Here is a 10,417-nt window from a genome sequence, read left to right on the forward strand (position 1 = left end):
GTTGCTTGCTCGGGTCCGCCCACGAGTCCGCGTAGTGGAAGTCGATGCCAAGGCCCATACCCCGCTGCTTGATCCAGCTTGCCGACGTCAGCGAGCGGTCCGGACCCTGGCGCGGGACCGGCGTGAGCGCGCCGGTGCCCTCGCTTCTCGGCTGGTTGAAGATCCGCAGCCGGGCGTACTCCATGCCCCGGTCCTTGAGCACGTCGAGCAGGTGCGGCCCGGCGCCCCGATCGGCGGCCAGCGGATCGACCCAGTATTGCCTTGTCTGCTGGTCATCCACCCAGGACACGTCGGCGCCGAGGATGAGGTTGTTGCGCAGGTAGTTGAAGACCTGGAGCTCGCTGATGCCGGCCCTGGCGCGGCCCGACACCCCATTGAACGTGAGCCGGACGAAGCGCGTGCCCGGCCTGGTGAACAGATGCACTGCCCCACGCGACACGGCACGGTTGCGGGACTCGTCGGCTATCGTCTTCCACCGGCGACCGTCCGTTGAGGCTTCTATGGTGTACCGATACACGACACCCGGCTGCGGGAAGACCACCTTGACCTTGCGCAGATTGTCGTACGCGCCGCCGAGGTCGACGGTCAGCTTCTGCTCGGCGCTGGGGTGATCGGCATACCACGATGTTGTCGGGTCGCCGTCGATCGCCAGTGCGGCGGTGGACGAGCCGCTGCTCGCGGTCGCCGAGGCCCAGAACTTGGCGGCAATGTTGCTTTCGATCGGCTTGATGTCCGCGGTTCCGAAGGTCGCCTGGGCTGGTGCGGGTGCCACCAATATTCCCGTACACACCAGCGTGGCGAGTGTGGTCATGCCCGCGCTGAGGCGGGCGGGGCGCTTGTTCGTCATGTCCTCCTCTTCCTGACAGGTTCGGCTACCTCCGGTGACCGGTTCGTTCGCCACAAAGGCGGCCGTGGTCGACGACGGTCTCGCGGCACTGATGCAGTGGGTCTGTGAACGTTCCCATGCATGAGTGCCTTCGGAGGACGACCTGTTCTGGTTGAATCGTTTCAATGTTCTGCGCCGTGAACGCACAATATCGGCTCGCGGGCGGCCAGTCCAGGGGTCCAACGAAGCCGAGATGTGCCATTGGCCCTCCACGTGGAACCACTCGCCACGTTTCTCCAAGCCACTGAATTTGGAGGTGGTGAAACCGTTTCTGGGGGCGATGCGCCATGAGCATTCGCCCCGAGGCCGCGGACAAGGCATCGACATTTGGAAGATTATTACTTCGAGCACGGATGGCCGGGTTGTCCGTGTCCACCGTGGCCAACGTGCTCAGCCGTCCGTCGATCATCGCGCCCAGACCGGCAACGGGTGCAGGATGCGATCGGCGGCGTCGGATATGTGCCCAACGGGCCGGCCCGGCAGCTGCGCGGGTTGCGGTGGCCGCTGCCGTGGCGCTGTCTGTGGCCGCTGGGCGCGCCCAGCCCCGTCGTCGGCAGTGTCACCCCTCGATCTGGCGAACCTGTTTACGCCGGGGTCAACCGGGCATCGAGGATCGGCTCGCCCAAGACGCCCGCCTCCTGCTCGCCTGCAACACGGATCTGCGGTCGGCCGAGGAGAAGCGGCTACTGGGCCTGCTCCGGGCGCAGGCTGTCCGGGGTGTCATCGTCTCACCGACAGGTTCCGACCCGGCGCCGCCGAAGGTTCTGAGCCACAACGGAATCCCGCTGGTGCTCCTCTATTGCCCGCGCGGGCGCCAAGTGCGCACACAGGTAACAGACACAGTGACGGACGAATGTGTCGACCGACTGCCGCCGGCGGATCGGTGCCACACGATTCCGAGCGATCGATTGACAGTGTGTCGCCCTCCAGGCACGCTATGTGTTAAGCGTGATCCGACGGGAGCCGGATAGGGCCACACGCAGGGCAAAATGCTTTATTTACCTAGTAGTCTGACCTCACGATGCCTGGTAGGGCAATACCGGCGTCGGCGATCGGGGCTGACGCCAGGAGGTACGTCGCAATGCCAGAAAGTGAGATGGCACCCCAGGGACCGGCCGCACGAGGCACGCCGCGGCCGGATGGACCGTCAGATGGACGCTGCGCATCGGCCAAACCCTCACACAGGTGTGGACCGGCAAGCCGGCTGTCAACGGCTCGGCCGTTTCAGTGCGCAACGCCCCATACAACGGCTCACTGGCGGCATCTGCCTCAACCACATTCGGCTTCATCGGCGGGGGCGCTGCGTCAACCCCGGCGATGACCTGTACGAGTCCGTAGCGGACTGCAAGGGATTCGGCTGGCCCGCCTTCCGGGCAGGGGCGGGCCAGCCGAACGATCTCTATTTCAGATATGCGGCGATGGGGATTCGCTGGTCGCGCAACGCGTTGGCGACGACACCGGCGATCTGCCGAGCACCTGCCGCCTCGAAGTGGGTGTGGTCGTTGCAGAAAAAGGCTCCCACCGGGCCGGAGTTGTAGTCGCCGTTGAAGGGACAGAAACGCAGGTTGTTGTAGAGCGTGTAGCTCAGCCGGTGCAGGTCGATGACCGGTACCCCATTGGCGCTCGCGGCCGAGTTGGTCTCCGTGATGAACCCGCGGTTGCCCACCGCCGTGCCGCCCGAGCACCTGATCGCGGCGACCGGGGTCAGGAAGACGGGATGAGCGCCGCGCGCCTTGGCCGCACTCGCCATCACCCCCAGCAGTTGCTGGTAGCGCGCCGAACCGACGTGCCGCGGACACGTGCTGGACCCGTCATTGATTCCAAACTGGATGAACAGATAGTCGCCGGGCTTCATGCCGTTGGTCGAGTTGAGCATCTCCTGCCAGCGCGTCGAGTAGGTGTTCGGGTTGATGACGCACTCGCCGGCCGAGTTCATGGTGCTGGTGACATTGGGGTCGTAGAGCCAGGTCTGGATGCTACGCCCGCCAACGGCGCTGTTTCGCACGGTGACGTTGGCGTTGAAGTATTGGGCGAACTGGTTGCCCCACCCCACCGGGCAGGTGGCTCCGCCCGACGGGTTTGCCACCGTGGAGTCTCCCGCCAGCCAGACGGTGATCCGGGGTTGCGCCGAAGGCGAGGGCGACGGGCTGGTCGACGGCGGCGCGCACGGCGTGGGGCTCGGGCTGCCGCTCGCCGTCAGGTCCAGATGGTCTACATTGGGCATTCCGTTGGCCGTGGTGGGGTTGAACCGCACGGTGTTGCTGCCCGCGTTGACCGAGACCGTCAGGGTCTTCGTGGCCCACGTGGGCCATGCACCCGTACCCTCAAAAGAGACAGAAAGCACGGTGACACCATTGACCGCGACATCGGCCGGGCGGGAGGCGGTGGTGCCGTTGGCGAAACGGACCGCCAGCGTTGCCGTCCCCGCGGCCGCCGCGTTGACGGTGAACTGCACCGCCGCGCCGACCGCGTTGGTGCCGTCGCAGAATCCCGTGCCGGAGTAACCGGCGTGGTTGGACGCGATGACGCCGGAACACGTGGCCGGTGCCGACTCGGCCTCGTAACGGGTCGTCAAGGCCGAGGCCGTCGTCGCGGACAGCACCGTGACGGCGATTGCCAGCAGGGCGGCAGTGCCGGCGAGCACTGGTCGCAGCTTCACGATGCCCTCCTAGATGTACTGGTCGAGGATGGGCCGCAGCCGCTGCGCGATTTTCGCGTGGCCGGCGTCCGTCGGGTGGACGTTGTCGCTCGTGTCCGTGGCCGGGTTGATCCAGCCCGTCGTGTCCACGAAATAGACCCGGGTGTCACCGGCCGCGGTGCGCGCCGCCACGGCGTTGCGCGTCTCCGTCACGTACCGGTTGCGGAAGACTCCCATGGCGAAGATGTGGGCGTTGGGATAAGCACTGCGCACCCGCTGTAGCATCGTGATGTAGCCCTGCTGGAACTGTGTGGTCGATACGCCGTGCCCGACGTCGTTGGTGCCGAGGTTGATGACGACCGCGGTCGCCTGGTAGGTGGCGAAGTTCCAGTCGTCGTAGGTGGCCCACGCCGAAGACCGGCGGAACCAGTCCATCATCCCGTAGCAGTTCTGACTGACCAGACAGGCGCCGCCCTGGGCGACCTGGCTGTGACCGGCTCCGAGCCCCTCGGCGGTGAGCCAGGGGTACGCGGTGAAGGGCCGATTGGCGTTGGGCTGACCCACGGTGATCGAGTCACCGATGAACTCCACGAAATTCGCCGGCCTGCTGATCGGCATGGTCTGCGCTCCACTGGCGAGAATGAGCCCGCCGAAGACCGGGTCGCCCGTGTATGAACCGGCGCGCTCGCGATAGCCGATGCGAATGGTGTGCGAGCTTCCCGTGAGTCCCGTGGCGAGCGTGACGTTGCCCGACACGTTGCGGCGCCACTGCAGCGGCGCGTTGTTAATGGAGAAGTACAGGTCGATGGTGTTGCGCTGGCGCACACCGATCGAGCTTCCGGTGAAGCGGGCGTCGACGTAGCCCCCGGCCCAGCCCATGGCATACCACGACGAGTCCGACCGGTTCCAGCGCCCGTAGTACTGCAGGTTCGCGTCGTTGGGCCGGCCATTGCCCCCGGTCGGGCCGCCCGTCACCTCGAAGTCGAGGTAATCGATGTTCGGCAGGCCGGCCGCGGTGGTCGGGCTGAACCGGATCGTGTTGGCGCCCGCGTTCACCGAAACGGTCAGCGTCGCGGTGGTCCAGGCCGTCCATGCGCCCGTGGCCGCGAAGGTCGCGCCGACCGCGCGCGCGCCGTTGACGAGAACGTCCGCGGGTCGGTTGGCCGTGGTGCCGTTCGCGAACCGGACGCCCAGCGTCGCCGTGCCGGCCGCGCCCGCGTTGACGGTGAACTGTGCCGCCGCGCCGATCACGTTGTCGGCGTTGCAGAACCCGGTCCCGGAGTAGCCCGCGTGGTTGGAGTCGATGGTGCCGCTGCACGTCGCCGGCGCGGTCTCCGCCTCGTAACGGGTGGGCGCAGCCACCGCGGCGTTGCCGGTCAGCACCGTAGCCGCGCCGACGAGCAGGCCGCACGCGATGAGGGACGCCTTGAGTCGCATGGTTTCTCCCGGGGTCGTCCGGTTAGACGGCTGGTGAGGTAGGTCTGTGAACGTTCACGGTAGAGGATCAACAAGCCTGATGTAAATAGTTGCCCGTTCACCAATTTGGATTGCTATGCCGATTCGCGGGTCACCAGGTTGGTCGGCAGGATCACGGCGGACGGCGGGTCACCGGTGATCGCGGCCAGCAGCAGCCGCACCATCTCGCCGCTGATGCGCGACAGCGGCTGGCGGACCGTGGTCAAGCGAGGCATTGCCGCGGTGGCCACAGCAGAGTCATCGAAGCCGCCGACGGCGACGTCGTCGGGAATGCGCTTGCCCGCCCGCTGCAGGGCCACGATCGCTCCGGCTGCCATCAGGTCGGAGCAGACGAACACGGCGTCGAGGTCGGGCGCCTGGCGCAGCAACTGGTCCATCGCCTCCTCCCCGGAGGCCCGGGTGTAGTCGCCGGCGATCACCAGCCGCGGGTCGGGCTCGCCGAGCACGTCCCGGTATCCGGCCAACCGGTCCACGCCGCCGGACGTGTCCAGCGGGCCGGTGATGGTGCCGATCGTCCGATAGCCCCGCGATCTCAGGTAGGTGACCATCTGCCGGGCTCCGTCGCGGTCGTCGGCCGCCACGTAGGAGACTTCCCGCTCGTGGCCCAGCGGCCGCCCACAGGCGACGACCGGTAGACCCCGGTTGAGCAGCTCGGCGATCAACGGGTTGTCGGCGTGGTCGGAGACGAGGAGCGCGCCGTCGACGTGACCAGCGGTGACATAGCGGCCGATGCGCTTGCGGTCTGCCTGCGTGCCCGCGATGGTCAGCAGGAGTGTGATATCGCGCTCGGAGAGCGCCTGGGTGCAGCCGCGCAGCAGGATGTTGAAGTTGGGGTCTTCGAACAGGCGGTCCTGCGGTTCGGCGAGAATGAACGCGACCGAGTCGGATCGTTGCGTGACAAGGCTTCTGGCGTGCTGGTTGACCACATAGCCGCTCTTGCGGATCGCCCGCTGCACCGCCTCCAGCGCGGGCGTGGAGACATGACGACCACCGTTGAGCACACGCGAGACCGTGCCCCGGGAGACACCGGCCATCTGCGCCACGTCCTCCATGGTCGGACGGGCGCGCCGGGGCATCCGGGTGTCTGCGTCAGTCATGCCGCCATCTTCGTTGCACTGCAGCGTCTGGAACAACCGGCCAGCCGTCTCGGTCTGGCCAGGACCATGGTCCTGGCCAGACCCATGCTGCGCCGGTTCAGCACCAGTACAGCGTGGAGTTGACCCGGGTGACGTTGGTGATGGTGTTGTTGGTTCCCTGGCACGGGCTCCAGCGGATGTTGGTGTTGGAGACGGTCAGGTTGCGCAGGCTGATGTCGCGCGACGGCGGGAACTCGCTGCGCGCGGCGATGCGGACCTCGCCACCGCCGCTGACGGTGCCCGACACGGCGGCGATCGTGACGTTGTAACAGTTTTCCAGCAGGATCGAGTTGTTGCCGGTGTTGGTGATGGTGATCCGGTCGATGACCACACCACCGCTCTCGGAGACGCAGAAGATGCCCCGCCCGCCGCCTGAGGCCCGCACCTCACCCACGCGAATGTTGGTCGGGTAGCTGCTGCCCACTCGCCCGGCGCGGTTGGCCAGCCGGAACACGCCGTATCCGGTGCCGGTGGCGACGTTCTGCCCATCCACGAGGCCGACCTGCGCGTTGGTCGTGGTCTGCAGCAGCAGCGCCGATTCGCCGACGTTGCGTGCGGTCACCGTGCCGACGGTCAGACCGTCGACGTTCCAGGTCTCCACCGCGTGGCTGCCCGCACCCGAGACGAAGATGTTGTCCATCCGCACGTTGCTGTTGGCGGCGAGATCGCGCTCGAAGCGGATGCCCAGCCCGCCGGACAACTGCATGGTGATTTGACCCAGGTGCAGGTTGTTCATGCCGTAGACGCGGATACCGAAGTAGGGATTTCCTGTCATGGTGAGGTACGGGATGGAGACGTTGCGGGCGTTGACAGTCTCCACTGCGCCGCGCCCGGACCGGTTGCCCACGTTCATCGTGCCGCACACCTCAAGCGAGGTGTTGCTGGGCACACCGACCGTGGAGGCGCCGATCGAACCGCCGGCGCGGACCACGACCTTCTCCTGGCTGGTGCGCCCGGCGGTCAGGCTGCCGATGGCCCCGTTGATGGCCGACAGGTAGCTGGTTCCGGTGTAGACGGTCCGGCTGCCGTTGCGGGCGGTGTAGGTGCTCCCGCTCTGGGTCACCTCCGCGTTGAACGAGCCACTCCCGCAGCCGCCCGTGCCACCGCCCACCTCGAAGTCGAGATAGTCCACATTGGGCAGACCGTCGGCGGCGGTCGGGCTGAGCCGGATCGTGTTGCTACCGGCGTTGACCGACACCGACAGGCTCTTCGTGACCCAGGTGGTCCATGCGCCGGTACCCTCAAAGGAAGCAGATTGCACGCTGGTGCCGTTGACGAGCACATCGGCAGGCCGGGCAGTGGTCGTGCCGTTGGCGAACCGTATTCCCAGCGTCGCTGTGCCGGCGGCGGAGGCATTCACGGTGAATTGCAGTGCCGCGCCCACCGCGTTGTTGGCGTTACAAAATCCCGAACCGGAGTAGCCGGCGTGGTTGGTGTCGATCGTGCCGTCACACGTCGCCGGCGAGGTCTCCGCTTCGTAGCGGGTGGGTGCGGCCACGGCCACCGTGGCCGACGAAACCACGACCGCTCCGGCGAGCACCGTGGCACAGGCGATAAGGCGTTGCAGTCTCATGGCGTCCACCTCACATTGGGGTTGATCCGGCCGGTCCAGTTGAAGATGGCCATGTTGTCCCACTCGTTGCCGCTGCTGTTGATGTTGGTGGGATTCCAGCCATTGCCGTTGATTGCGTACCAGGTGGGTTCCCAGTAGAAGACACCGATCGCGCCCGCGTTGCGTGCGGTGTTTTGCACGTGGGCGAAGTTGGTTGCCTGACCGCTCCACGAGGCCTGGTAGCCGGAGCACGGCTGCGACCCGGAGATCACGTTTGCCGTGCTGTCCGCATTGGCTGAGGTGAACGGGTACGCGGTCTCGGCCAGGAAGACGGGCTTGCCGTAGCGGGTGCGCATGTCGACAATCACGTTGTACAGATTGGACAGCGTGCCGTGCCACGCGCAGTAGTACGACAGGGCGGTGAGGTCCCACTGCACACCCTGGTTGCGGATGCCGTCGTAGAACCAGCGCGCGCTGGACATGCTCTCGGCGTAAGCGGTGTGGATGATGACCTGCGTGCTGCTGTTGCATGCCTTGGTCGCGTTGTAGCCGGCCTTCAACAGCAGGCCCAGGTTGTAGAAGTTGCTGTTGTTGACCTTGCCCTCGGGCCACAGCATGCCGGTGTTGATTTCGTTGCCGATCTGCACGCTGTCGGGGACGGTGCCCTGTGCCTTGAGGCTGTTGCACACGTCGTAGGTGTAGTTGTAGACGTCGGTCTGTAGCTGGCTGATGTTGTGGTTGGCCCATGCGGCGGGCTTGTATTGCTTGCCCGGGTCGGCCCACGTGTCCGAGTAGTGGAAGTCCACCATCAGCTTGAGCCCGCGCTGCTTGACGGTCTGGGCGAACGCCAGCACCTTGGCCTTGTTGTTGTATCCGCTGGCCGGGTTGTTCCAGATGCGCAGGCGCACGTAGTTGACCCCGACGCCCTTGAGGATGTCGAGCGCATGCCGCTCGGTCCCGTTGGCGTCGTAATATCGCGCCCCGACGTCATAGGCACGTTGCAATGTGGACACGTCGGCGCCCAGCATGGTCAGCGGGGCTGCCGAGGCGGGCGAAGCTGTCATGGTCACCACTGTGCACAGTGCGGCGGCCACGACAAGGACGCGTTTCATGGCGCTCTCCTTCAATTTGAGCGGGTGTCTTCACTCCGCGCCGGGTGGGCAGAACCCGTCCGTCGTGATTGGACACCGGGGACGGCGCATGGGGACGCGATAACGCGCCCCCATGCGAATTCCGGTGATGCCATTGAGTTGTGAGGGGTTTCTACGGCGCGGCGATCTCGATGTAGTCGAGGTTGGGCAGGCCGTTGGCCGTAGTGGGGTTGAACCGGATCGTGTTGTTGCCGGCATTGAGGGTCACCGTCAGGGTCTTGGTGGCCCACGTGGTCCATGCGCCGGTGCCTTCGAACGACGGTGTCTGCACCGTCGAACCGTTGACTATCAACGAAGCCGGGCGTGCGGTCGTGGTGCCGTTGGCAAACCGCACCCGCAACGTCATCGACCCTGCCGCGCTCGCGTTCACCGTGAACTGAGCGTAGGCATTCGTCGCGTTGTTGCCATCGCAGAACCCGGTGCCGGAGTAGCCGGTGTGGTTGGACGCGATGGTGCCGGTGCACACCGCCGGAGAGGTTTCCGCCTCGTAGCGGTTGGGCGGGGTCGGTGTGCCCGGCAGGAGCGGGCAGGTGCTTTGGTACGACCTGATCCCGGTGTTGTCCATGAGCGGGCACAGGAACTGGGTGTAGCGGACGTCGCTGTCGACGAAGATCTTCAGCCACGGGATGACCTTGCGCATCATCACCGAGTTGTTCGACGTCGGGAAGCCGTGCCCGGCACCGGACAGCTCCAGATAGGCCTTCTCCGTGGCAGCCGGAATGCCGTTGTACAGACTGGTGATACTCGCCGGGGTCGTGGTGGTGTCATGCTGCCCGGCCAAAAGCATCGTCGGCACGCGCATGCCGTTCAGGTTCTGCGACGGGCTGAACGGCGCCAGCCCGACCGCCGCCTTCAGCGACGGGCGTTGCAACGCGGCATACATCGCGCCGCCGCCACCCATCGAATGACCCATCACCGCCAGCCGGGAAGCGTCGACCCGATCCCGCACGGTGCTGCGCTGGGTCAGATAGTCCAACGCGGCCAACAACTGCGTGCCGCGGGCGGTGTCCCAGTCATTGCGGTTGATGGTGTCGATGCCGATCACGACAAACCCGAACGAGGCCAGCCAATGACCCATCCAGGCACCCTCAGCCGCCCACGTGGCGGTGTAGCCCGGCACGATCGCGACCGCGCCGAACGTGCCCTGACTGGTGTCGGTCGGGTAGTAGATGAACCCGGCGCCGAACCCGTTACCGGAGCCCACAGTGGTTGAAGCCGTGGCAAACGTGCCACGCGAAGCCGCCACACTGTCCCGCGTCGGATCCGGACCCCGCTGATACGGATTGTCAGCCGCCATCGCGGGCCCAGGCACGGCAATCGCCGTGAGGATCCCGAGACTGGCCGCGGCTATGGCGCGCGTCCACACGCGACTTGCGTGGCCCGCCACCGGCGAGGCTTGCGTCTTGTTCAGCTGCATTGCCATTTACCTCCCGATTCAGGACTTCATCAGCGGGTACATGGCCGTGCCGGTTGGTGATCCGGGCGGAGGGTTGTGAGCCCTCACAGTAGACCGCGACTGCGTTGATGTAAATAGATGCCCTGGTAGCTGTGCTGCAAGGTGTGCCTTGTGCCGTTGAG

The 10,417-nt window shown here is 66.1% G+C and carries 7 protein-coding genes and 1 pseudogene; 1 reads left to right on the forward strand and 7 read right to left on the reverse strand.

Annotation, left to right across the window (positions count from 1 at the left end; genetic code table 11):
• The coding region (locus tag DM816_RS36220) for a discoidin domain-containing protein (RefSeq protein ID WP_170318917.1) at window positions 1–847 on the reverse strand (847 nt) is incomplete at its 3' end.
• Window positions 848–2,020: 1,173 nt separating this feature from the next.
• Here DM816_RS36220 and DM816_RS36225 point away from each other — a divergent pair.
• A pseudogene (locus DM816_RS36225) lies at window positions 2,021–2,224 on the forward strand (cellulose binding domain-containing protein); the annotation flags it as partial.
• A 61-nt stretch (window positions 2,225–2,285) separates the two neighbouring features.
• Here DM816_RS36225 and DM816_RS36230 read toward each other — a convergent pair.
• The 6 genes from DM816_RS36230 to DM816_RS36255 all read right to left on the reverse strand — a co-directional run bounded on the left by DM816_RS36230 (window position 2,286) and on the right by DM816_RS36255 (window position 10,262).
• Entirely contained in the window at window positions 2,286–3,545 is a 1,260-nt protein-coding gene (locus DM816_RS36230) for a CBM35 domain-containing protein (protein ID WP_117215033.1), read from the reverse strand.
• A gap of 9 nt (window positions 3,546–3,554) precedes the next feature.
• Window positions 3,555–4,961 carry a GDSL-type esterase/lipase family protein gene (locus DM816_RS36235; RefSeq protein ID WP_117215034.1) on the reverse strand — a complete coding sequence of 469 codons (1,407 nt, stop codon included), beginning with the start codon at window positions 4,959–4,961 and terminating at the stop codon, window positions 3,555–3,557.
• 113 nt (window positions 4,962–5,074) lie between these two features.
• Window positions 5,075–6,097 carry a LacI family DNA-binding transcriptional regulator gene (locus DM816_RS36240; RefSeq protein WP_117215037.1) on the reverse strand — a complete coding sequence of 341 codons (1,023 nt, stop codon included), beginning with the start codon at window positions 6,095–6,097 and terminating at the stop codon, window positions 5,075–5,077.
• A gap of 97 nt (window positions 6,098–6,194) precedes the next feature.
• On the reverse strand, window positions 6,195–7,709 hold the full coding sequence (locus DM816_RS36245; RefSeq protein ID WP_117215038.1) for a carbohydrate-binding protein: 1,515 nt from the start codon (window positions 7,707–7,709) through the stop codon (window positions 6,195–6,197).
• The gene (locus DM816_RS36250) at window positions 7,706–8,800 is read right to left on the reverse strand and encodes a glycoside hydrolase family 53 protein (protein ID WP_117215035.1); all 1,095 of its coding nucleotides are present in this window, start codon (window positions 8,798–8,800) and stop codon (window positions 7,706–7,708) included. Before DM816_RS36250 ends, DM816_RS36245 begins: the two co-directional genes overlap by 4 nt.
• Before the next feature lie 151 nt (window positions 8,801–8,951).
• Window positions 8,952–10,262, reverse strand: a complete 1,311-nt coding sequence (locus DM816_RS36255) for a poly(ethylene terephthalate) hydrolase family protein (RefSeq protein WP_162908185.1) — start codon at window positions 10,260–10,262, stop codon at window positions 8,952–8,954.
• Window positions 10,263–10,417: the final 155 nt, after the last annotated feature.

This window comes from Allorhizocola rhizosphaerae (assembly GCF_003426775.1).
GTDB lineage: Bacteria > Actinomycetota > Actinomycetes > Mycobacteriales > Micromonosporaceae > Allorhizocola > Allorhizocola rhizosphaerae.